Source organism: Desulfosoma profundi, assembly GCF_055387865.1.
Window position 1 is genome coordinate 2478383 of sequence record NZ_AP042420.1, and the last position, 22629, is coordinate 2501011.

General features: G+C 58.8%; 16 protein-coding genes. 6 read left to right on the forward strand and 10 right to left on the reverse strand.

Annotation, left to right across the window (positions count from 1 at the left end; translation table 11 throughout):
• Positions 1–181: 181 nt before the first annotated feature.
• On the forward strand, positions 182–553 hold the full coding sequence (locus ACZ5K9_RS10695) for a hypothetical protein (RefSeq protein WP_464271325.1): 372 nt from the start codon (positions 182–184) through the stop codon (positions 551–553).
• A 208-nt stretch (positions 554–761) separates the two neighbouring features.
• On the opposite strand, the gene ACZ5K9_RS10700 is transcribed toward ACZ5K9_RS10695, so the two are convergent.
• Entirely contained in the window at positions 762–1736 is a 975-nt protein-coding gene (locus ACZ5K9_RS10700) for a YkgJ family cysteine cluster protein (RefSeq protein ID WP_464271326.1), read from the reverse strand.
• A gap of 241 nt (positions 1737–1977) precedes the next feature.
• Between ACZ5K9_RS10700 and ACZ5K9_RS10705 the strand changes: the two genes are divergently transcribed.
• Both ACZ5K9_RS10705 and ACZ5K9_RS10710 read left to right on the forward strand, forming a co-directional pair.
• A complete protein-coding gene (locus tag ACZ5K9_RS10705; RefSeq protein ID WP_464271327.1) occupies positions 1978–3735 on the forward strand; it encodes a proline--tRNA ligase in 1758 nt (585 codons plus the stop codon).
• Between the two features lie 227 nt (positions 3736–3962).
• Positions 3963–4601: an MBL fold metallo-hydrolase gene (locus ACZ5K9_RS10710; RefSeq protein WP_464271328.1), complete on the forward strand. Its 639-nt coding sequence runs from the start codon at positions 3963–3965 to the stop codon at positions 4599–4601.
• A 206-nt stretch (positions 4602–4807) separates the two neighbouring features.
• Here ACZ5K9_RS10710 and ACZ5K9_RS10715 read toward each other — a convergent pair whose 3' ends face one another.
• The 4 genes from ACZ5K9_RS10715 to ACZ5K9_RS10730 all read right to left on the reverse strand — a co-directional run bounded on the left by ACZ5K9_RS10715 (position 4808) and on the right by ACZ5K9_RS10730 (position 9526).
• Complete coding sequence (locus ACZ5K9_RS10715) at positions 4808–5500, reverse strand: PIG-L deacetylase family protein (RefSeq protein WP_464271329.1); 693 nt, start codon at positions 5498–5500, stop codon at positions 4808–4810.
• Positions 5451–6779 (reverse strand): glycosyltransferase, encoded by a 1329-nt coding sequence (locus ACZ5K9_RS10720; protein ID WP_464271330.1) that lies wholly within the window; start codon positions 6777–6779, stop codon positions 5451–5453. The genes ACZ5K9_RS10715 and ACZ5K9_RS10720 overlap by 50 nt, the downstream gene beginning before the upstream one ends.
• A gap of 158 nt (positions 6780–6937) precedes the next feature.
• Complete coding sequence (locus ACZ5K9_RS10725) at positions 6938–7969, reverse strand: GNAT family N-acetyltransferase (protein WP_464271331.1); 1032 nt, start codon at positions 7967–7969, stop codon at positions 6938–6940.
• A gap of 99 nt (positions 7970–8068) precedes the next feature.
• A complete protein-coding gene (locus tag ACZ5K9_RS10730; protein ID WP_464271332.1) occupies positions 8069–9526 on the reverse strand; it encodes a Type 1 glutamine amidotransferase-like domain-containing protein in 1458 nt (485 codons plus the stop codon).
• Between the two features lie 85 nt (positions 9527–9611).
• On the opposite strand from ACZ5K9_RS10730, the gene ACZ5K9_RS10735 reads away from it, so the two are divergent.
• Entirely contained in the window at positions 9612–10247 is a 636-nt protein-coding gene (locus ACZ5K9_RS10735) for an HAD family hydrolase (protein WP_464271333.1), read from the forward strand.
• 1757 nt (positions 10248–12004) lie between these two features.
• On the opposite strand, the gene bioB is transcribed toward ACZ5K9_RS10735, so the two are convergent.
• Positions 12005–12979 carry a biotin synthase BioB gene (bioB, locus tag ACZ5K9_RS10740; RefSeq protein WP_464271334.1) on the reverse strand — a complete coding sequence of 325 codons (975 nt, stop codon included), beginning with the start codon at positions 12977–12979 and terminating at the stop codon, positions 12005–12007.
• An 889-nt stretch (positions 12980–13868) separates the two neighbouring features.
• Between bioB and ACZ5K9_RS10745 the strand changes: the two genes are divergently transcribed.
• Positions 13869–15194, forward strand: coding sequence for an IS1380 family transposase (locus ACZ5K9_RS10745; protein ID WP_464271335.1), 1326 nt, complete (start codon positions 13869–13871; stop codon positions 15192–15194).
• A 329-nt stretch (positions 15195–15523) separates the two neighbouring features.
• Positions 15524–17518 (forward strand): acyl CoA:acetate/3-ketoacid CoA transferase, encoded by a 1995-nt coding sequence (locus ACZ5K9_RS10750; protein ID WP_464271336.1) that lies wholly within the window; start codon positions 15524–15526, stop codon positions 17516–17518.
• A gap of 180 nt (positions 17519–17698) precedes the next feature.
• On the opposite strand, the gene ldhH is transcribed toward ACZ5K9_RS10750, so the two are convergent.
• The 4 genes from ldhH to ACZ5K9_RS10770 all read right to left on the reverse strand — a co-directional run bounded on the left by ldhH (position 17699) and on the right by ACZ5K9_RS10770 (position 22608).
• A complete protein-coding gene (gene ldhH / locus ACZ5K9_RS10755) occupies positions 17699–19891 on the reverse strand; it encodes an L-lactate dehydrogenase (quinone) large subunit LdhH (RefSeq protein WP_464271337.1) in 2193 nt (730 codons plus the stop codon).
• Positions 19888–20445 carry a LutC/YkgG family protein gene (locus ACZ5K9_RS10760; RefSeq protein ID WP_464271338.1) on the reverse strand — a complete coding sequence of 186 codons (558 nt, stop codon included), beginning with the start codon at positions 20443–20445 and terminating at the stop codon, positions 19888–19890. Before ACZ5K9_RS10760 ends, ldhH begins: the two co-directional genes overlap by 4 nt.
• 295 nt (positions 20446–20740) lie before the next feature.
• Complete coding sequence (locus tag ACZ5K9_RS10765) at positions 20741–22084, reverse strand: TRAP transporter large permease (RefSeq protein WP_464271339.1); 1344 nt, start codon at positions 22082–22084, stop codon at positions 20741–20743.
• A gap of 23 nt (positions 22085–22107) precedes the next feature.
• Positions 22108–22608 (reverse strand): TRAP transporter small permease subunit, encoded by a 501-nt coding sequence (locus ACZ5K9_RS10770; protein WP_464271340.1) that lies wholly within the window; start codon positions 22606–22608, stop codon positions 22108–22110.
• Positions 22609–22629: the final 21 nt, after the last annotated feature.

Genomic DNA, 22629 nt, shown 5'->3' on the forward strand with positions numbered 1-22629 from the left:
CGCTTATGTTTTTGTTATCGGAGCCACAAGGGCTGTTGAACAGCAAAGCACATCCACATTAGCTAAATTCTAGTGAAGGGGTCAAGATATGCCATAGGGAATCCCAATGGCAAAGTGTTTAATCTTTAGGAGACATCGATATTAGGCAAAGAACTGAGTGATGCGAAGGAGGTCAAGGGCGATGAACCAGTGTGCGCGGTGCGGGGCTGCACTCGGGATGGAAGATGACCGCTACGAACTTGCCGGGGAAACGCTCTGCGAGGACTGCTATCTTGACCGGATGGCCGTCCCGAAGGTGTGTGATCCGTGGGCTGTCTACAGCGCCAAGAAAACTGGTGAAGGGCAAGGCGGCCTGACCGAGAGGCAAAGGGAGATCCTGCGAATTCTTGAGGAAAACGGGCCTGTGTCCATGGACATGATCCTGACGATGTTAGGGATCGACGAAGGCACTTTCCGCTCCGATTTTGCGGTCCTGCGTCATATGGAGCTGGCGAAAGCGACCAAAGTCGGCGATGAGGTCCGCTATACCCTTTTTCGTTCCCCCTCCGACTAAACCACCTGGCGCGGAGGGTCCCACGGCTCGTCCCGTGGGACCCTCTCATTTGGAAGACACCGAGAAAGGTCCCTGCGGGCGGGAGGCAGCGGCCCCGAGGAGCCCTCCCACGGGGCACCGTCCTCCCATGGAAGGGATGGAAGCGCCCGCAGCGCCGCGTTTTTCCGCAGCGGAAGAGAAGATCCCCGGCGAGGACAGGCTTGGGCGTTCAGCGTGGTTGCGGCGCCGGTTCCAAAGAGCTTGTCGACCCCACGGCTTGGTCGGGGACGAGCACACGGGTGCCGTCGGGCTCGGTTTTCACCGTGCAGCCGAAAATCTCGACCAACGCGGCAAAACTCCTCCCAAAAACCAAGTCGAGCTCCTCGTTTGGGATCTTCAGTTTTTCCCCGATCACGTGTCGAAAATGCTCCTCGTAGGACAGGAGCTGCAGCACCCGATCCACCGAAGCCCCGTGGGTGGCTTCCATCTCTTTGAACGCGGCAGCCAGCTGATCGAAGCGGCAGCGACGGTCATGTTCGGCCATGATCTCCAGCAGCAGCTCCACATCTTTAAAAATGTCCCTTCGCGTAAGGTACGGCTGCCGACTCAGGTCTTCGGCGGGTGCCGGGTCCCAACATGCCTGAGCGCGGCACTGCAAAGGTCGGTCCGCGTAAATGCGGCACTGCTGCGTTGAGGGGTCCAGGTAGAGACATTCCCGGGAGCCGGGTTTCTCTTTGATTTTGATTCGTTCGTCCAAAAGAAAGAAAAGGTCTTTTTTGAAAGGCGAGTGGACGGGCTCTCCCCGTCTCAGGGTATAAACGGCGCTCCAGGAAATGGCGCCCTTTTGGAGAAGCTCCAAGTCTTCCAGATGGAGCGTGGGGCTTCCCATGCGGCAGCACTCACCGCACTGCAAACACGCCGGAAGAATTTCGCGGGCATGTTGTTCGGCAAGGCCGAGCACCTTTTTCCAGGCCGCAACGCGCTCTCCCCCGTTCATGCTGTTCCATGCTTTCAGGGTCGCTTGGAAATCCGGGTCGTGGGTGAGTTGGAGCACCACCCGTTCGGGCGGGACGCGGTTTTCCGGATTACGCATCAGTTCTTGAATAGACTCCAAGATGTTGTCGCGAAAATCTTCCACGCTCCATGAGGCGGGAGAGCGCGGGTTCGCGGATGAGGGGGCTTCCGGTGTGTGGGAAAGTGTCATCGCCTTGCTGAATCTCCTTTGTCGTCGGATATTCTCGTGCCTCTGCGGGGTGCCCGGACGTATCCATATCGTTCGGCCGTCATGGCGGGGTCCCCGGGCGATTCATAGCAATTTGGGGAGCATCGGCCAAGCGGCAAATGGATGCTGCGTTTTCGGGTTGTGAGGGCAGGCGTCCCGTGTTAAGGTCTAACGTGTTAATAACTAACAGAAAGTCGAAGTCATCCCCAAGGAGGTCCTGCCCATGCGCTATAGCCGTGCTTTCATCCACACGCAGTATGAAGTGCCCAAGGAAGCGGAAACCCCGTCGCACGTCCTCATGCTTCGCGGATCCTATATTTATCCGGCGGCGGCAGGCATTTATTCTTTGCTTCCTTTGGGACATCGGGTGGCGGAAAAGGTCAAAACCATCATCCGCCAAGAAATGGACGGGATTGACGGTTTGGAAGTGACCATGCCGGTGCTCAATCCCGCGGAACTGTGGAAGGCGACCAAGCGCTATTATGACATCGGGCAGGAACTGTTTCGGATCCGAGACCGGCGCCAGCGGGAATTTGTATTGGCCATGACCCATGAAGAGATCATCACGGATATCGCGAAAAAATTCTTGAAATCCTACCGGGACCTGCCGGTCATGCTTTACCAGATTCAAACCAAGATTCGGGATGAAGCCCGGCCGCGGGCGGGGCTGTTACGGGTGCGGGAATTCCAGATGAAAGACGCTTACAGTTTTCATCCCGATTTTGAAGACCTGGACCGTTATTACCCGAGGATCTACAACGCCTATCTTCGCATTTTCGGGCGCTGCGGGTTGAATGCGGTACCCATTGAGGCGGACACGGGGATTATGGGGGGGACCGGCTCGCATGAATTTATGCTGGAGTCGGTTTACGGCGAAGATCAGTTCGTTGTCTGTACCCATTGTGATTACCGGGCCAACACGGAAAAGGCCGTGGGGCTCAAGCCTGCGGTGGAAGATCTGCCGGCGGATCCGCCGGCCATGGAAACCGTCCCCACGCCGGGGGTGAAGACCATCGCTCAACTGATGGATTTCTTCCAGACCTCAGAAGACCACTTCCTCAAAACGGTGGCCTATGAGGCCGACGGGCAATTGGTTCTGGGGGTGGTTCGAGGAGATTTCAACATTTCGCTGACCAAACTGACCAATCATCTCAAAGCCGTGCGTGTGGACATGGCTTCCGAGGAACTTCTGGACCGACACGGGCTTTACGGTGGCTTTTTGTCCCCTGTGGGCCTCCGGGACAAAACGCTCCGCGTTGTCTTGGACACTTCCGTGGGCGATCGAACGCTCTACGTCGCCGGGGGGAACATCGTGGACGTCCACTTGAAGAACGTTGTGCCCGGGCGGGACTTTCAGGTGGTGGAGCGGGCGGATATCGCCGAAGTCCGCCATGGGGATGTGTGCGCCCAATGCGGAACAGGACGTTTGGAAATCCGCCGTGGGATCGAATTGGGGCACACATTCAAACTAGGCACCAAATACACCGCGCCGGACACCATGGACGTCACCTATCTGGGCCCGGACGGCGACAATCACAGGGTGGTCATGGGCTGTTACGGGATCGGGGTCGAGCGGCTTATGGCCTCCGCCGTGGAACAATGGCACGATGAGGCCGGGATTATCTGGCCGGTGACCATCGCACCGTTCCAGGTGATCCTTACGACACTGGGCAAGAGCGCCGAAGTGGATGCGGCGGCCGACGCCTTGTATGAGCAGCTCCGTACCCGTTGGGATGTGCTCTACGACGACCGAGACGAATCTCCCGGGGTGAAGCTCAAGGACGCCGACCTTCTAGGGATTCCCATCCGGGTGGTGGTGAGCCAGCGGGGGTTGAAGCAGGGAACCTACGAGATCAAGGTGCGCAAGACGGGCGAAGTGTCCTTCCACCCCCAAGACGACCTCGTCGACGCCCTGTCTCGGATCATGGAGGCGCTTACGCCGTCCCTGGAGGGTTTGCCTTTTCTGCCCGAAGTTCCCTAGAGGAACCGAGAAAGACGTCCCACGGGATGCTCTAAGTCTTTTCCGACCCTTAGGGGCGTCTGGAGGTTCGCAGGCGCAAAGGCGTCCCCTTGGGAGCAAAAGGGGACAGGGCCTTCGCGGCCGGGGCCGTTACTGCCTAGCGCGGACACGGGGCGGTCCGTCTGTGGAGAACGCGGTCTGCGGACGGGCGGTTCCCGACATCATCGTCTCAGAATGGAGAAGGACCGATGGTGTTGAAAAACGGAGTCCTATTGACCCGAAGCGATGCCGTGGTGGCGCGTTACACCCTAGGTCCCTATGCCGTGAATGCCTATGAGGTGATGTGCCGAAAAACGGGTCGGGGACTGCTCATCGACGCCCCGGAAGGCGTGGCCGCTGTCCCGTTTCATGTGAGGCCCGGAGCGGTGGCGCTCACCCATGCCCACGGGGATCACACCGGCGGCCTCAAGCTTCTTGTGGACAGCGTGGGGCTTCCCGTGTGGGTCCACGGCCTCGATGCGCCGCGGCTCCCCGTACGTCCCGACCTTCTTCTCGAAGACGGCCAGGACATTTCCGTAGGCGGTCTTCGCCTGCGGGTGTTGCATACCCCCGGACACACCCCGGGCAGCGTTTGTTTTCTCTGGGACAACATCCTTTTTTCCGGAGACACCCTTTTCCCCAACGGCCCCGGACGGACCGAAAGCCCTGCCGCTTTTCGCCGGATTATGGATGCCTTGACCCACACCATCTTCACGCTGCCGGATACCGTGTTGGTCTTTCCCGGCCATGGGCCCCCAACCAATGTGGGCTACGAACGGGCGGCCTTTGACGCCTTTGTCCGCCGCGGCTATCCAGAAGATCTCTGCGGGGATGTGGTCTGGACGTAAGGGAATCCCCTTGGGCCGAAGGCCGCTTTCGGCGGACTTCGAAAAGGGGCGCTCTACGGGCTTTTCCCCTCGAAGATCCGCCCGGCCCTTTTTTGAGGGTGGTCGCCGATGGGTTGGGGCGGATCGCATGCATGCCCTCTGCCATCAATCGTCCCGCCCACGGAACGATCAGTGGGAGGCACCGGGGCATCAGGCGGGCGTTCGGTTCAGTCGGGGAGGACGACGCGGTGAAATGCCTCCGCATAGGCATAGGGGGTGCCTTGGGCCGCTTTTCGAAACCGTTCCTCCACCCAGGCACGGATATCCCGCACGGGATGGGCGTTCCATTGGCTGGCGTGGCACTGCAAGGCGCTGATTTTCATGTCAAACGTGTCGCTGATGTCTTCCCGGTGATTGATGTCTTCCGCCGCCCAAAACCACGCTTCCTTGACTTTGTGGGGTTCCAGCCCCTCGGCCAGCAGGTCGGGGTAAGCGAGATGGTCCCGGGCGTAAGGAAACACCGCGTCCATGACCACCTGACCCACAATGCGATGGTCCCGGTGCCACAGATAGCGCCGGTAAGGGTCCGAGGAGAGCACGATGGTCGGCCGAAAATGCCGGATCCACCGCACAACCTCCTTGCGGAATTCAGGAGTGTCTTCCAGACCTTGGTCTGGATAATGCAAGAACACCACCTCTTGAACCCCAAGGACATGGGCCGCGGCCCGTTGCTCGTCTTGCCGGATACGCGCCAGATCCTTGGGATCGACGGTGCGGTCGCTGGTGCCTTTGTCGCCGTCGGTGCAGATGACATAGACGACGCTTTTGCCTTCGCGAGTCCATTTGGCCACGGTTCCCGCGGCACCGAATTCAGGGTCGTCCGGATGTGCGGCAATAATCAGGGCATAGATCGGATCCATACGATCGGGTTCCTCTCGTTTCGGGCGAGGTGGCGTCAAGTTCCAACATTTGGGACAAGCCCTTGACCAACTGTTGAGCAAGCCGATTCCACGTGTAGCCTTGGGCCGTCCGCCGGCGCACCACCGGGTGGGAAGGCGGCTCGTCTTTCACGCGGGAGGCCATGAGTGTCAGGCCGCGGAGGAGTTCTTCGGGGGTGTTGTTCCGGAGGAGCTCGCCGTTTTCGGGACGGGAGAGGAGTTCCGGCAGAGCGCCCACCGGCGGGCCGACGACGGGTCTTCCGCACGCCAGGGCTTCGAGGGCCACCAGACAGAAACTTTCGTAATGGGAAGCGATGACCAGGGCATCGGCTGCCGCGTAGTACTCCGGCAGACGATGTTGGTCGCAGCGCCCGGCGAAAATCACCCGCCCCGCAAGGCCCTGGGGAGTCCCCGCCTCACGGAGAGCTCGAAGACGATCTTCTTCCGAGGTCTCACCCCCCACGACCACCAGTCGAGCCGGGATGGATCGGGGCAGTCGAGAAAACGCCTTGAGAAGGCGGTCCAACCCTTTGATGGGGTCCGGACGGCCCACAAAAAGGAAAACCGTGGCCTCCTGTGGGAGGCCCAAGCGACGGCGGGCGGTACCGCGGTCTCCGGGCCGAAACAGATTTTCATCGACGCCGCAAGGCACGACGGCGATCCGCCCAGGAGCCACGCCGTAGCGGGTGACCAGCGCGTCCTTTTCCGTGAGGGTCGGCGCGAGGATACCATGGCTTTGGGAAGCCACGAGCTTTTCTGCGCACAGCCGACACGCCGAATCTGAAGAACGGCCTAGGGCCGCCGCCTTCGAGAGGGCTAGGGTGTGAAACATGATTATGTGCGGCACTCCAAGGGCGTGGGCGGTCTGAATGCCGGCAAGCCCCGAGAGCCAGTAATGACTGAAAACGAGGTCGAACGGCGGCTTCCTAGCGCCGTGCGGCGCCGAAGAGTTCTCCAGAGCCGATGCCCGCCGGTCAAACGGGGTGCAACGGCCATCGGGGGGGACCTTTGCCGTGGCTTCCAAGACGGCTCGGCGGAACGCCTCCACCATGTTCATCAGTTCTTCCGGTCCCCGTGGGGCTGCCGTCTCGCAGGGCACGGACACCCAACGGACATTGGGCAAAAAATACGGGGCCAAACTCCCCCGGCACTGTCCCGACCCGTTGACCCTTTCGCCGTCGGGAGGTTCTCCGACAAAGAGAGACACCTCATGGCCGCAAGCGGCCAAGGCGCGGGACATTTCCCGGATATAGACGCTCATTCCCCCCGTATCCCGTCGTCCCAGAGGCCCTAACGGATTCGAATGGGCACAAATCATGGCGATGTGCAGCCGTGGCCCACTTTCGCGCAAAGAGCCGCCTACCCCACGTGATGGCCTGGAACCCAACCGATGGCACTTGCCCATGAGCTTTCGGTCCGTCAGATGCTCCCGCTTTCCGCATCCACCGCAATGCGCACGCGGGACAAGGGAACTTCCCGCCCTCCCAACCGGAACTTATAGGTTTCATCACCCCGGAGAAATTCGTACCGTCCGCGCCCGAGTTCCACGGCGTCTTTAATGGTCCACACCGTGAGCATCAAACCCACACTGACGTGGGCAAAGGCGGCATTGTAGCCGTTGTTATAGAGGAAAATCGACTTTCCGTCATCAAAACAGATGGCGGAGGCCGCCGGGAATCCGTCCATGTCCAAAAACGAAAGGCGCAGCATCCCATGTTCGCTCATGGTGCGACACAAAGTTTCCAAATAAGTCCTCATCCCAGGGGTGAGGAACCGCGCCTTGTCCTCCCGGTTGCTGCGAAAAAGACGGAAAAAAACCTCCAGAGCCGCTTCGATCTCCGTGGGGGTGGTGACGACTCGGAAGTCGACGGAGGCGGTTTCTTCCAAACGGCGCAGTTTGCGACGGACTTCGTGACGCTGTTTTCCCGAAAGACTCAGCAGGTAATCCTCCCATGTTCCCGGGAGGGGCATTTCCACCGTGACGTCCACCGTTTCCACTAGAACCCGTCGTCCCATGGCTCGGCACAGAGGGACCCAATGGGTCATGACCACGGAGTCGGGCCGCACCGGGAAGAGGTCCAGGGTTGCAATCCCCATGAGGTGGGCGCCGTGGAGAAAGGCTCGACACGCATGGTCCTCCATTCCTGAAGGCACCACCACGTCAAAATAATCACAGACTTCGGGGTCGCCGGCGAATAGCCCGACGCCCTGGCGCAACGTCAGCGGGCAATACCCTTCGGCGCCGTCGGGACCTGCAGCGCCCAGCACACAGAGTGTGGCGTCTTGTCCCAGAGTGTCTTTCCACGCTTGGAGCCACGGCGGGGTGACAAACAAAGGACGGCCCTGGAACAATGCGCGTTGATTTCGCCACAGTTTCCAGGGAAGTTCCAATCCGTCCGTCGTTGTCTTGAGAACTTCGGCAATTTCCCTATGCACGATCCTGTCCTTCACGCGTCAGAGGTATCCTTAGGCGTTGTCCGTGGTGTCGAAGTCGAGCGCCGTGTTCGCCGCGGGGTTTTTCGGAGCCGCCGGCAGCGCCGAAGGGGCGCTTCAGCTGTCCCTCCAGCGCCATCGTGGGCCGGACGGCGTGTCTTCCACTGTGATGCCTTGCGCCGAAAGGACTACGCGCAGCGCGTCAGCCGGTTCCCACAGGCGTTTTCCTCGAAATTGTTCACGCAATTGTACCAGCTCGGCCACCACGGGCTCGAGAACCCGGCGCCTGTCTTCGATGCTGAGCGACAGACGCTGGGTCGTGTGCACGAGCCATTCCCGAAAAACCTCTCGGCCCTGGGACACCTCTTCTGGATGTGCGCCGTGTTCTAAAGCCTGCCACAGGAGGCGGTCCAGATCCAGCAAGGCGCGAGCGGCGTCAATGGGGGAGCGGTTTTCCAGGCCACGTTCGAAGATGGGTTCCAGCCGCCGAAGGTCGTCCCATAAGTCTTCCGTCGAGGAAACCTCGGAGGGCGTCGAGCTTGGGGTGGTCCGGTCGGCTGCGCCGCCGGCGGACTCCGACGGCGCGGGGCGCCGCCACTCTTCTTGGAGTGCCCGGTCCGTGGGGAGGGGCCGAAGAAGATCCAGAGGAAACGTCTCTCCCGCCATAAAGATCCTTTCCCTTATGGCGGCGGAAGCCGGCCCCTGCCGATCCGGGGGAAGGCCGTCGGGTCCTGGAAAGCCGGACTTCAGCTCCGGTAAAAAGGGCGCGTCGCCTTCGGGAAGTGGACGGCTCGGTTCTGGAGCTCGGGCACCGACCCACCGCAAGGTCACTGAGCCTACGCCTCGGACCATGGCGAGCTTTCGGGCGAAATCCAGGATCAAGGCCGTGTGCTCGTCGATCCCCACGACGGTGACGCCATCGGGCAAGAGGCGCTCCAAAGCGCCGAACCGCCGTTCCCCCATGTAACAGTAACGCGTGTCGTGAGTGCCCCCCTCTGCGTTGTTCCAATGGGGCACGATGACCAATCGCAGACCCCACGGGCCCAAGAGATCCAAACCGTCCACCCAATGAAGGTCCATGCCGACCTTGTAGATTTCATAAACGGGAAGGGTCTTCCAGCCCATGGTGAGAGCGGCGGCGCTCGCGGCCGTCACGACGGCTCCCTTTTCCACACGGCTGCGCAGAATGTGTTGGACCGGGGTTCCAATCCACTGTCGAGCGGCATACGTGGGGCTGCCCGGGCCCATGAGAATAAAATCTGCGTTTTCCAGCAAACGGAGAGCCTGAAGACCGGGAGCGGTGTCTATATCCACTCGGCTTTTCAAGGAAGCCACCTGGAGGGGGAAGCCCACCCGGGTTTGAAAATATTCTTGAGCCCGACGGGAAATCTGGTCCACATTGAGTTGAAATCCCGCGGGCGTATCCACAAAAACCGCAAGAGGACGATCTCCTGTGGACTGCAGCATGGCCTTGTGAACCTCCACCATGCTGGGGGATAATTCCCCGGAACCCATGAGGACAAGAACCCCCGAGGGCTCAGGGCGAGTTGTGGATTGAAGCTCATTCTGGTTCATTTCGATGAACTCTCACCGAATTCTTGTTTCGGTCGATTCGTTGGCCAATGTAAGGTCTTCTGGAAGGGATGGCAAGGCAGGCCGTATGGTGCGGGCGGTGCTTTTTGATTTCGGTCGGGTGATTTCGGCTCCTAAACCGACCTCGCTCTTCGAGAGCTACGAAAGAGAGCTGGGGTTGGAGCCCGGGAGTCTCAATAGGATCATGTTTGACGATGCCGTGTGGGAAGATACCCTACTCGGTCGTCGCACCCTCGACGAATACTGGAAAATCATCGGGCCTCGTTTGGGGCTTGACGACCCGGGATCCGTTTCGGCGTTTCGGGCGCGCTATGAGGCGGATGAAAGGCCGAACACTGAGGTGATCACGGTCATCAAGAGCCTCTACGGCCGGGTGTCTCTCGCCGTTCTTTCCAACGCCCCCCGGGGACTTTCGCGGTGGCTGGCGCAATGGGGGGTGCTGTCCCTCTTCGACCTGGTGTTTTGTTCTGCAGAGGAAGGTGTGCGGAAGCCCTGGGCGGACGCCTACCTTCGCACCTTGGCGCGGCTTGAGGTGAAACCGGAACAAGCCCTTTTTGTTGATGATACACCGGAAAACGTGGCCGCCGCCGAAGCCCTGGGGATTTTGTCGCACCTGTATGTCAACCCCCGTGGTCTTCGGGTTTTTTTGGAATCCCACGGCCTCCCGGGGGATAAAATCGTCCGCGGCGGCGCTCGCCCTTGAAACCCACGCGAGGCCCAAAGTGGAATGTCCCATCTTTTGACCGGATTTTGGACACTCCATGCCCGCGACTCATAGAGTGTCCTTCATCCGTGAGATTGCGTCTAAGAACAAAACTATCTTACCCAAGAAATCGTGGTGAATTTGCGTTTCTTTCATGCCAAGAGGGCTCCCGTCGAATTTTCCCCTGGCAAGTGCACCGATTCTCATGTCCGAGGATCAGCCCTTGCCGTCTCCTTCCACGGATTCCGGTTTATGGTTATGCCAAATCCAATCCACGGGGAGGCTGTCCTCGTCGGAGCGCCCGCCGTGCTCTCTTGGATACCGGGCTGGATGCTGATCCAATGGAGCGCACCCATTCTCGGCGGGCACGGGCGCCCGCCCCTACGGCATCGTTGGCCGAGGCGGGCGTCTAGGCCAAATCACGACCATAAAACAATAGAGCGATGGCGCCGGTGGCACAGATTCGGGAAACCTTTTGAGCCGGTTGAATTGTTGCGGATTGTCAAGAGCGTTCTTGGAAAGGCGCGGTGTGTCCGGCGAGAGCGTCTATAGGGAACTCTTGGATGACCCTCGGTGACTGTTTGCTTTTCCAACCGGGTGGAAGGGCACGGCAGCTGTTTCTTCCCGGGTCGTAACGGCTCCGCATGGGTCGGGATTCACGGCTGGTCGTTGACGGCTTCGGTCTCCCGTCGGGACAGCTGATGCACCGGGCCGGGAGGAAGTTTCTTTCTAAAAAAGCCAGAGCCGTTGCCAACGGCGCCGGATGGAGAACGGGGACGGTGTCTCCGGGATTTTCATAATGGACTTCGAAGGCCAGACTGTAAAAACAGTGTCCGTCAACGGCTCGGTAGGGGAATCTTTTGAACAGCCGTCCGGGAGGAAAGCTAAGATCCCGACGGGTTTCTTTGATAAAGCTTGGCGCTGCAGCATCGGCCGTGCAGGACCGGCTCGTGTCGGTGGACCGGGTCCTGTGCCGTCTCACAGGCCGCATCGGAAACCACGAACTTTCCGCCGGTTCGGAGGGGCCGGTGGGTTTTCCGGAACGCGGGCCGTGTGCCGGTGGAAAGGTTGTGCACACCGCCGGAAACAGCCCCTGCCGGTGATAGGCTTTTTGGGGAAGGAATCCGAGAGGGGAGCGAAGACACGTCATGTTGTCTGAGGCGAGGCGGGTCGCTGTGGCCTGAGCGCAGGATCGGGCGCACGCTCACGTGCCGACGAGCATGCTGAGGTCGATGATGGGGGCGATCCGCCTCGATTTTTTACCCCCGCGGAAGCTGTGGATTTTTATCCTCAAGGCTCAGGCCCAAGGCGTTTCCCAGGGAATCTCCCGCAACTGCTTAGGAAAAGAAGTTGCCGAACGGATTGCAGCCAATTGCGATCGCGTGGGCGCCGATTCCATGGGGGGCGAGTACGGGAAAGCTTTCCGCCCTTTCGAGGAAACTTCAATGCCGAGAATGACGAAATTCCCCGAAGGATTCCTGACGACCTTCGGAAGGCGCCTGCCGTGCAAAGGGCGAAGGCAACCAAACGCGACCGCAAGTTGGCGGTGTTTGCCGTTCACACGCAACACATCCCGGCTGTCAAGGGGATTTTAATGCCCATGGCTCGACGTGTGTCCGAAAAATTAAGCGTGGCAAAAAGATCCTCGCCGTTACGGCCACGGATCATGAGCGGCACACACTTGCCGTGCCGAGCCGACATGGAAACCGACTCACCCGGGAAGGGCCCTTATGGGCGACGGTGTGCGGCAAAAACATTCATCGCCCACATGCGCGTTTGGATGCATAGCCCCCCAAAGGGGCCTCTTTTTCCAGTTCCAAGCCCAAATCTTCCAGCATCCGACGGTCGTCTTCAGGTAGACGACCTTTGGTGGTGAGGTAATCTCCGGTCATCAACGCGTCGGCTCCGGCCGCAAACGTCAGGGGCACCAAGGAACGCAGGGTGGGCTGGCGCCCGCCGCAAATGATGATCGTTTTGTGCGGAAAGGTCAGGCGGAATGCCACAATACTTTTGAGGGCCTCCAGGGGAGAAAGCAGTGGCCGATGAGCGAGCGGGGTACCCGGCAACGGATGGAGAAAGTTGAGCGGGATGGAGTCCGGATTCAGCGAGTGGATGGTTTGGGCGAGCTCCCAACGCTGGGCCACGCTTTCCCCCAGTCCCAGAATGCCCCCGACGCATACGGTCAAACCCACGTCCTGGGCGGCCTGGATGGTCTCCACCCGCTCTGCAAAGGTGTGGGTGGTGCAGATTTCGGGGAAAAAGGATTCGGCGGTTTCCAGGTTATGGTGAAAGCGATACAGCCCGGCGGCCCGCAGTTCAGCGAGATAAGAGCGTTCCACAATCCCCAAGGAGGCGCAGATCTTGATAGGCACAGACTCCCGAATGGCGGCTACAGTCTTAAGCAGGACATCCTTTTCCCGGCTCGAAAGGTGACCCCGCCCTGAGGTCACCAGGGAAAACCGAGCTGCTCCGGCGTCCGCTGCGGCTTGGGCGGCTTCGATCATTCGTTCTGCGGCCAGTAAGGGATAGGTGGAAATGTGAGCCCGTGACCGTACCGACTGGGAACAATAAGCGCAATCCTCCGAGCACAGGCCGCTCTTGGCGTTGATAATCACACAGAAGCTCACTTTTCGGCCGAAGTGCCTCTCCCGGACCCGGCCGGCCTCGACCAGGTAGGGCCAAAAGTCTTCCCAACTCAAACGAAAAAGAGTTTCCCAATCCTGTAAGTCCATGGATTTTCCCCTTCTAGAACCGTTGGTCTTTCACCTCGCCACGAACCACCACCCCTCCCTAAACCTCTCCACGTCCGGCTTTTGTGGTTAGAGTCCGGCGCCTGCGGCGTGCATTCCCGCCCATTTTATAAATGGGTTTTGCCCTCGGTTCAAATCCTCCGGGACGCTCTTTTCTTGATTCTCTAGCGGACACGGCGGCGCCGCGGACTTGGTGCCGTTGAGAACCCTTTGAGTGGCGAGTAACCTCATTTCGAGGGGAATCCCAGCCGGCCCCGCGGCTCTTTTGTGACGTTGGTGCAAAAGTGATGAGCGAAAACCAAGCACTTGCCCCCTCGAAAGATCACCCCTGTCACAGGCGGGCTGCCGTTTTCGCACGGGACTCAAGGGGATCGTGGGTGAAGCCTCACCTAGGGGAAGGGCGTAGATCCCATTGTTGTGCACCCTACCGCGATGTGGGGGCGTTGCACGGTGAGCAGGACATGGGTTTCCCCTTAGCCCTGGCAGCCGGCTTGCTTGGGGATTACTCTCGTGACAGAGTCCGGGTCGGCGCACGAGTTCGCAAAGCCGACGGGCTTTTGGACCGGGAAAGCCGTTGGAGGAAACACATGTATTGCGTGCATATTCATTAGCGATATGGTAAACATATGTCGTGTTCCGGTTGGCTAAAGGGCGAATTGGGGGCTGCGAGCAAGCGGGATTCCCGGCACCTCAAAATGATCTCATGCGTGTGGATGGAGAGTCGGTTTCCTAAAAATCGCCCGTGGCATTTTCCTTAATCCGTGAAATAGCGCCTATGCATAAAACTATTTTACTTTAGATATCTCATTGGATTTACATCTCATTTATGCTATAGGGTCTCCTGTCACATTTTCACCCGGCAGGTGAACTCATGAAGAAAATTGAGATCGAACAATCTTCGAAGGCCTTCTACAGCGGACACGCGGGCTTGGCCCTTGTGGGGAATCTGATCAACGGCTACACGAGCCTGTGCGAGCAGTTGGAAAAGGAAGTTCCAGGACGGCCGATGATCTCGCACGCGGATGTGGTCAAGACCTACTTGGGGCTTCTGTGTCTGGGCAAGAGTGACTTTGAAGCCGCTGCAGAGGTCGCCGGCGATGACTGGTTCAAAGAGGCTCTGGACATTCAGAAGGTCCCTTCGCAAGAAACTTTGCGGCAACGTTTGGACAAGCACGCGAGAGTTTTCGAACGTCTTGCCGGCGCAAGTAGCGTAGAATTGCTTGAGAGGACCCAGGTTCCCGTGACGGCGCTTTCCACGGGGCACGTGCCTTTGGACATGGATGTTTTCTGCCTGGACAATTCCGACACAAAGAAAGAAGGGGTTTCGCGGACGTACCAGGACGACGACGGATATGCGCCGATCGGGGCCTACCTTGGCCAGGAGGGATGGTGTGTGGGCCTGGAGCTTCGCCCGGGGTCTCAGCATTCTCAGAGTGGATTTGTTGACTTTTTGCGTAAGGTGTTGGTGCATGCGCGCAAGGTGACCTGCAAGCCCCTTTTGGGGCGAACGGACGCGGCTCATGATGCCCTGGAAACGCTTGTGGAGCTTCGTCGACACCCCAAGCTGAGCTTTATCATCCAATGGAATCCGCGCAGGGCCGACGTCCTTTCCTGGCGTGATCGGGCCTTCAGGGAAGGCCGTGTGAGTGAGCCCCGGCCCGGCAAGAAAGTGGCGGTCTTCAGCACGTGGGTGACGCGACACCATGAAAAGAGAACCTCTCGGTTTCGGCTGGTGATCCGGGTCACCGAGAGGATATGGGATAGCGAGGGACAAATCTTGATCCGGCCTGATATCAAGCTGGAGGGTTGGTGGACGTCGCTTTCCGTCCCTGAAGATGAAGTCATCGGGTTGTACGAGAAGCGGGGTCTGAGCGAGCAGTTTCACAGTGAGATCAAGTCCGACCTGGACTTGGAACGATTGCCGTCTGGAAAGTTTGCCACCAATGCGCTGGTGTTGACCCTGGGCGGACTGGCTTACAACATTTTGCGCATCCTGGGGCAAAACGGGCTCCTGGGCCATTTTTCGCTCGTACGGCATCGGGCCAAGCGACGTCGCGTAAAGACCGTGATCCAGGAGCTGATCTATATGGCAGCGCGCGTGATCCGAAGCGCTCGTCGGCTGAAGCTCCAGTTTGGTCGGCATTGTCCCGCTTTTCACGCTTTTCGGAGTGTTTATCTGAAATTTTGCCCAGCGTAGGGATCGCCGCCGCAAAAGCCTGAAAGCTCCTCTGGCCATAAGGGGGTGAAGAGTGTCCGAAAATGTCTGAGATGGCATCGTCATGAGAGCTTTTCAGTCCTTGAAAAGGCGATGACCCGAAAAAGTGGCTGAATCAGGGCATCAATGAGCCCCAAAATGGGTTCCGAATCCATGCTCGTCAGTCCACCCAATCACACTTCACTGATTCAGGATGCAAGCAATTCGGATTTCAAAGGAGCCTTTGCCGGAAAACCTTTGAAACGGTCGCTGCAAAGACGAGAATTAAAGTTGCCGACTTTGACGTTCTGCTCGACCTTGGAGAAGCAGCAATGACAGATCAGATCGTTTCAGGTACCCATCCCTTTCTTTCGCCTTATCCGCCCCAGAGAACCCGCAAGGGAAAGATCGTCAGCGCCCAGGAAGCCGTCCAGGTGATCCGGGATGGGGACACGGTGGCCACCGGTGGGTTTGTGGGCACGGGCTTTGCCGAAGAGGTGGCCATCGCGCTGGAGAAGCGCTTTCTGGAAACGGGAAGACCCCGAAACCTCACGCTCATCTACGCCGCCGGTCAAGGGGACGGTAAGGAACGTGGTTTAAACCACCTGGGACACGAGGGATTGGTGAAGCGCGTCGTCGGGGGTCATTGGGGTTTGGTGCCCAAACTCCAGAGACTCGCCATGGAAAACAAGATCGAAGCCTACAACCTGCCCCAAGGGGTCATCACCCATATGTATCGCGACATCGCGGCCAAAAGACCCCCCACTTTGACCTCGGTGGGACTGGGAACCTTCGTCGATCCACGACACGGCGGTGGAAAGCTTAACGGGATCACCACCGAAGACCTGGTTGAACTCATGGTGATCGACGGCGAAGAGATCCTGGCTTACAAGACCTTTCCCATCCACGTGGCCATAATTCGGGGGACGACGGCAGACACCGAGGGCAACGTGACCATGGAACGCGAAGCCTTGACGCTCGAAACCCTGTCGTTGGCGATGGCGGCCCACAATAGCGGCGGCTTCGTCATTGTCCAGGTGGAGAGGATTGCGGAACGCGGGACCCTGAACGCCCGACAGGTGAAAATTCCCGGCATTTTGGTGGACTGCGTCGTGGTGGCATCTCCCGAAAACCACTGGCAGACCTTCGCCGTGCCGTATAATCCAGCGTTTTCTTGCGAAATCCGAGTGCCCATGACCACAGTGCCTCCCATAGGGCTCAACGAAAGGAAAGTTATCGCACGTCGGGCGGCCTTGGAGCTCAAAACCAACAGCGTGGTCAACCTGGGCATCGGAATGCCGGAGGGAGTGGCCAACGTTGCCGTCGAAGAGAAAATTCTGGAATATGTGACCCTCACGGCCGAACCCGGGGTCATCGGCGGCATGCCTGCCGGAGGGCTGAACTTCGGTGCCGCCGTCAATACAGACGCGGTTATTGACCAGACGGCCCAATTCGACTTCTACGACGGAGGCGGGTTGGACATTGCCTTTCTCGGCATGGCGGAGGCGGACGCCCACGGCAACGTCAATGTGAGCCAATTCGGACCGAAGATCGCCGGGGCCGGTGGGTTTATCAACATCAGCCAGAATGCCAAGAAAGTCGTGTTCATGGGGACCTTTACGGCCGGGGGACTGAAAATCGCCGTAGCCGACGGCACGCTGCAGATCCTCCGGGAAGGCGTGGCCAGAAAATTCGTCTCCCACGTCCAGCAGGTCACCTTCAGCGGGGCTTATGCGCGGCGGCGCAGGAAGACTGTGCTGTACGTCACGGAACGGTGCGTTTTTGAGCTGACCGACGAGGGCATGGAGCTCGTCGAGATCGCCCCCGGAGTGGATCTGGAACAGGACATCCTGGCTCACATGGATTTCATGCCCATCATCCGCAACAGACCTCGCCTCATGGACGACCGCATTTTTTTGGATGAACCCATGGACCTCAAGACAGATCTCCTCTCCCTGCCCCTTGAAGAACGTCTCGTCTACGATCCTGGGGAAAACCTCTTCTTTGTCAACTTTGAAGGCTTCAGCGTCAAGACGCTGGAGGAAGTGGAGATCATCCGGGAGGCGGTGGAAAAGATTCTCAAACCCCTGGGCCATAAAGTCTATGCCATCGTCAATTACGACAATTTCACCATCTTTCCGGATGTGGTGGACCCCTACACGGATATGGTCAAATACCTGGTGGACCATTACTACACAGGGGTGACCCGGTACACCACCAGCGCCTTTCTGCGCATGAAACTGGGCGACGCCCTGGCCAAGCGCGGAGTCGCCCCCCACATTTATGTGCGGCGGGAAGAAGCGCGGGAGGCCCTAAAGAAACTGTGAGGCCGGGATGCGGGGTATCCCCCGCATTTGGGCGAGGGAATTCCTCGGCCTGCGGGGATACACGACCTGGGCTTCCCGAGGATCAAGTGCGGCCGGGGTCGGGAGCCAGGCGTCCAGAGGCCGCTGATTTGGCCGACCTGAGGCGAAATTGCCAAGAGTCCCAAGGGCGGGGCGGAAACCTTATTCGACAGGGTGTGCCCTGTGTTTCCGTTGTCGATACGTCCGGGCGACGGCTTCGGCGATGTGGCACACGCGGAACGACCGAGCTTGCTTGTCGGCACCTCCTCGGAGCTGCAAGACGCAGCCAGGGCAGTCGGTGACCAACGCAGAAGCCCCCGAAGCCTCCACGATATCGAGCTTGCGTTGCAAGAGAGCTGCTGAAATTTCAGGAAATTCCAGAGAATACGACCCCCCGAACCCGCAGCACACATCTTCGTCCTTGGTGGGCACGTAGTCCAAACCGGCCGTTTTGAGTAGACTTCGGGGCGCTTCGACAACCTTCAAGCCACGGCACAAATGGCATGGTGCGTGATAAGCGACTTTTTCTCCGGAAGTCTCGAACGTCTCCGGCTTCACTTTCAGGACGTTTTCCATAAATGAACTGAAGTCGATCACCTTTTCCACGAATCGGCGCATCCGTTCCCCCCATAAAGGGTCATCCCCGAGCAGTTTGGGGTAGTTTTCTTTCATGTGCGAACCACAAGAGGCGCACAGGGTGAGGATCCAGTCGGTACGATCCAGATCCACCGCGCCGATATTGAGCCTCGCCACATCTCGGGCCGTTTCTTTCTCAGCTGCCATGAGCGCCGGAAGCCCGCAGCACGTTTGATCCATGGGGTAGTCTACAGCCACGCGGTGATCCGCCAAGATGGGCAAAACGGCTTCCGCCTGTTCAGGATAAACGAAGTCCGTCAGGCACCCGCCGAACAAGGTCACGCGGAGGGCCGGATTTTTGACGTCGGGGCGGATTTTCTTCCAGCGGTCGCGAAGAGGTGTCGCCTGGATCACCGGAAGACTTCGGAATCCGTGGGCTTTGTCGAAAAACAGCGGCAGATGGCGAATGAACGGCCCCTTTTGCGCCAAGGGTTTTTGGGCAAGGGCGGCGCGGCGCAGCAGGAAATGAAAGAGCTTGCGATCTTTCAAGATCCTCGCCAAAAGGAGGTTTTTTATGGGGCGGCGTTTTTCCTGGTCCAGAACATGGCGCACGGTGTTCTTGATGAGATATGGTAAATCAATGCCCGCAGGGCAGACCGCCTTGCAGGCCTGACAGTTGAGGCAGTTCATGACCAGAGCTCGGGCATTTTCCACGCCGTGGTAGAAGGCCGTGAGGATGAGCCCGATGGCCCCGATGTACACGTGACCGTAATTATGGCCCCCCACCAGGCGGTAAATGGGACAGACATTGGCACAGGCCCCGCAGCGGATGCACTGGAGAGCCTGAGAAAAAACGGGGTCCTTGGCGAGGGCCAGCCGGCCGTTGTCTAAAAAGATGATGTGCAAGATCTTACGTCCCGTGGGTGACGAGGCGCATTCCACCGCTCCCGTAATCCACGTCACATAAGTGGAAATGATTTGTCCCGTGGCGTTGCGAGGAAGGGCTTTAAGGACGGTCAGGGCCGTTTCCAGGTCAGGCACGAGTTTATCATAGCCCACAAGGGCCACATGGACCCGGGGAAGCGTGGTCACCAGCCGAGCATTGCCCTCGTTGGTCACCAGACCCAAAGTTCCTGATTCGGCCACGGCGAAATTCGCCCCGGAAATCCCCATGTCGGCTTCAAAATACGCCCGACGTAGAGTGCGCCGGGCAACTTTGACCATCTTTTCAATGTCATCCGGGTCCTGCTTTTCCCCCGTTACTTTCTGGAACAGTTCGGCCACTTCATGGCGGGAAAGATGGATTGCCGGAAGGACCATGTGAGACGGACCTTCTCGACGCAGCTGAATGATCCATTCGCCCAGGTCCGTCTCCGTCACCTGAAAACCTTCCTGTTCCAAGTGTGCGTTGAGAAAAGTTTCTTCGGCGGTCATGGACTTGGATTTGATGATTTTGCCCACACCATGTTCCCGGGCGATGGTCGTGATGAGTTCGTTGGCTTCACGGGCCGTAGCCGCCGAGTGGACCACGGCGCCGGCAGCTTCCGCACGATTTTTAAACTCGGCGAAGAGTTCTTCCAAGCGGGGCAGCGCCGAAGCTTTGCGACGGGCGATGTCGTTGATGAGAGCTTCCAAATCGATGCCTTCGAAAGCCCGGGCCCGAGATTCCCGGTAGGCCGAGGCAAAGGTGTCGAGTGTTTGGCGCAAAAAGGTATTGTCCAGGGCGTGGCGGAGCGTCCGTCGATAGGCCTTGAGGTCATGAGGCGCATGGGTTGTCATGGGGTGACCTCCTTGAGGAAAAGTATATGAAGCTGTTGGGGGCCATGGACTCCGATGGTCAAAACTCGTTCGATATCCGCCGTGCGGCTGGCACCGGAAATGAAAGCCACGTAACGTGGAGGATTCGTGTGCCACGTTTTCACGGCTTCGGCCACATCGAACGTGGACAACCGTAGGCGCCCCTCGGGGAGCACGACCACATGGGTTTCAGAGAGCATGGTGGCGATCCGAAGATCTTCGGAGGTGGAGTCCAGAACCACCGTGCCCGTTTCGGCAATGCCCCAATCGGCGGGGGTAAGCGCCGTGTGGATCTCTTCCAAGTGATGGCGGAACGGGGGAGACAGAATGTGGAGACCCTGCTGAGCGCCGGCTTGAGTCAGAAGGTCCAAGACGTTCTCAGGCAGTCCCCATGGGGCGATGGTTGTTCCCCCTTGGGCCACTGTGAGATCTACGGTGTAGCGAATGATTTCGGCCCACTCGGTGCAGTGCCGGACGGTGGTGTTGACGGCCTGGGCTTTCAAGGTCATGAGCTCTGCAAGTTCCGAAAGCTTCAAGGGAATCCTCCTAAAAAAATGTGCCTCGGGCGTTCGAAACGGTGCACCGCGGTGTTCTCCACAGATCCGGACACCTTGGACGGCGTGCAATCAGTCTCTTTATACACCATGGATGTCCATTTCCGAATTGGCGCCGGCTGAAATCCGTCGACCGGGGGGAAGGCACCCGAGCATGTGCCCCAACGGGGGACACTGCCCCCCGACAGTGTCTCCCCTCCGTGGCTCTTACCCTTCTGCCCTTGTCGGCCCCTCGGCGCCGTCGAGTTCGTTCAGGACCAGATCCACCGCGCGCTGGCTATCGGCCGAAAAAGAGGTTGGGGAGCCAAGTGACCGTCGTCGGAAAGACGGCGACGAGGATCAACCCGATGAGCTGCAGGACCACAAAGGGAACGATGCCTTTGTAGATTGTCATCATCTCATAGCCCTTGGGAGCGACGCCGGCGAAGTAAAACAGCGCGTATCCAAACGGCGGAGTGAGGAAAGATGTCTGCAGATTGACGCACATGAGCATGGAAAACCACAAGGGGTCGATTTCCAGTTCCAATACAATGGGCATGAAAATGGGCACGGTAACCAGTAAAATGGCCGCCCAGTCCACAAACATGCCCATGATGAAGACGATGAGCATCATGATGAAGACGATGGTCCATTTGCTCAGACCCGAGCCGATGAGCAGATCCGCCACCACGTCCCCCCCACCCATGCGCAGGAAAACGGCGCTGAAGAATTTCCCGCCGATGAAGAGCATCATGACCATGGATGTGGTGCGCAGGGTAGCATAGCTGGATTCTTTGAGGACCTGCCAGCTCAGCTTCCGGTTTGCCACGGCGAGGATAAACGCTCCAAGAGCGCCCAAGCCGGCGGCTTCCGTGGGGGTGGCCACGCCGCCCAGAATAGTTCCCATGACCATGAAAATCAAAGCCAAGGGAGGCACCAGAGACTTCATGGTCATCGCCCACTTTTGAGCGCTGGAATATCGCCCTGCTTCTTCCTTGCTGATGGGCGGGCCCATGTGCGGGCTGATGGTGCACCGGATCAAGATGTACAGAAAGTAGAGTGCAGAGAGGATCAGTCCTGGGATGACCGCGCCGGCAAAGAGGTTGCCGACGGAGGTTTCTTTCAACCCCGTGAGACCCCCGTAGACGACCATCATGATGCTGGGTGGGATGAGAATGCCCAGGGTACCGGCGGCGCAAATGATTCCCGAGGTCATGGCTTTGTCATAGCCCTTTTCGACGAGGGCGGGTGCCGCCAGCAGCCCCATGGCCACCACGGAGGCTCCAATGATTCCTGTGGTCGCGGCAAAGACGGTGCACACCAGCACGACAGCCAACCCGAGGCCGCCCTTAATGCTGCCCAGCACGATGTAGAGCGACTCAAAAAGTTTTTCGGCGACTTTGGATCGATCCAAGAGTTGGGCCATGAAGATAAAGAGGGGAATGGCCACGAGGACATAGTTGTCCATGATCCCCCAACACTGATTCGCGTACATATTGAAAAGCATCTGGACATTGAAACCGTTGTCGATAAGACCAAACAGGGTGGCCACGCCCGCCAGTGTGTAGGCCAGGGGATGGCCCAGGGCCACGGCCACCACCAGGGTGCCGAACATGGCCACAGTCAGGACTTCCGGACTCATGGGACGTCACCTCGACGCTGGGGTTAGGAACGACTCTTGAGCGACTCGATGTCTTGGAACAGCTTGGACAGCCCTTGGAGCAACAGGAGCGTAAAACTGAACGCCATAAGAATCTTTATGGGCCAGATGGGTGGGGCCCAGCTCGTGGCGTTCTTTTCCAACATCCTGGTGGAATTGATGGCGAAGGCCCACGTCCAGAACGTGAGCAGACCCATGATAGGCATGAAAATCAGCAGACTCGTGACGATGGACAAGATGGTGGCGGATTTTTTCTTGACGCGTGCGGTCAGGATGTCCACCTTCACGTGGCCGTTGTACCGTTCGGTATAGGCCAGACCCAGCATGTAATGCAATCCGTAGAGAAAAACGGTCATTTCAAAGCCCCAGATGGTGGGGGCGTTGAAGACATAGCGCATGATGACTTCATAGATGACGACCGCGCACAGGGGAAGAATCAGCAGGGCGCACACCCTTCCCTGGCGGTCGATGAAACCATCCACAAAAGAGCTGAACGGATTGGCCATAACGGAGATCTCCACAAGGCG

What these genes read in the sequence shown, in the direction of transcription:
- ACZ5K9_RS10695 (WP_464271325.1), top strand. Translation starts at nt 182, where the DNA reads ATGAACCAGTGTGCGCGGTGCGGGGCTGCACTCGGGATGGAAGATGAC.
- ACZ5K9_RS10700 (WP_464271326.1), bottom strand. Translation starts at nt 1,736, where the DNA reads ATGACACTTTCCCACACACCGGAAGCCCCCTCATCCGCGAACCCGCGC.
- ACZ5K9_RS10705 (WP_464271327.1), top strand. Translation starts at nt 1,978, where the DNA reads ATGCGCTATAGCCGTGCTTTCATCCACACGCAGTATGAAGTGCCCAAG.
- ACZ5K9_RS10710 (WP_464271328.1), top strand. Translation starts at nt 3,963, where the DNA reads ATGGTGTTGAAAAACGGAGTCCTATTGACCCGAAGCGATGCCGTGGTG.
- ACZ5K9_RS10715 (WP_464271329.1), bottom strand. Translation starts at nt 5,500, where the DNA reads ATGGATCCGATCTATGCCCTGATTATTGCCGCACATCCGGACGACCCT.
- ACZ5K9_RS10720 (WP_464271330.1), bottom strand. Translation starts at nt 6,779, where the DNA reads ATGAGCGTCTATATCCGGGAAATGTCCCGCGCCTTGGCCGCTTGCGGC.
- ACZ5K9_RS10730 (WP_464271332.1), bottom strand. Translation starts at nt 9,526, where the DNA reads ATGAACCAGAATGAGCTTCAATCCACAACTCGCCCTGAGCCCTCGGGG.
- ACZ5K9_RS10735 (WP_464271333.1), top strand. Translation starts at nt 9,612, where the DNA reads ATGGTGCGGGCGGTGCTTTTTGATTTCGGTCGGGTGATTTCGGCTCCT.
- bioB (WP_464271334.1), bottom strand. Translation starts at nt 12,979, where the DNA reads ATGGACTTACAGGATTGGGAAACTCTTTTTCGTTTGAGTTGGGAAGAC.
- ACZ5K9_RS10745 (WP_464271335.1), top strand. Translation starts at nt 13,869, where the DNA reads ATGAAGAAAATTGAGATCGAACAATCTTCGAAGGCCTTCTACAGCGGA.
- ACZ5K9_RS10750 (WP_464271336.1), top strand. Translation starts at nt 15,524, where the DNA reads ATGACAGATCAGATCGTTTCAGGTACCCATCCCTTTCTTTCGCCTTAT.
- ldhH (WP_464271337.1), bottom strand. Translation starts at nt 19,891, where the DNA reads ATGACAACCCATGCGCCTCATGACCTCAAGGCCTATCGACGGACGCTC.
- ACZ5K9_RS10765 (WP_464271339.1), bottom strand. Translation starts at nt 22,084, where the DNA reads ATGAGTCCGGAAGTCCTGACTGTGGCCATGTTCGGCACCCTGGTGGTG.
- ACZ5K9_RS10770 (WP_464271340.1), bottom strand. Translation starts at nt 22,608, where the DNA reads ATGGCCAATCCGTTCAGCTCTTTTGTGGATGGTTTCATCGACCGCCAG.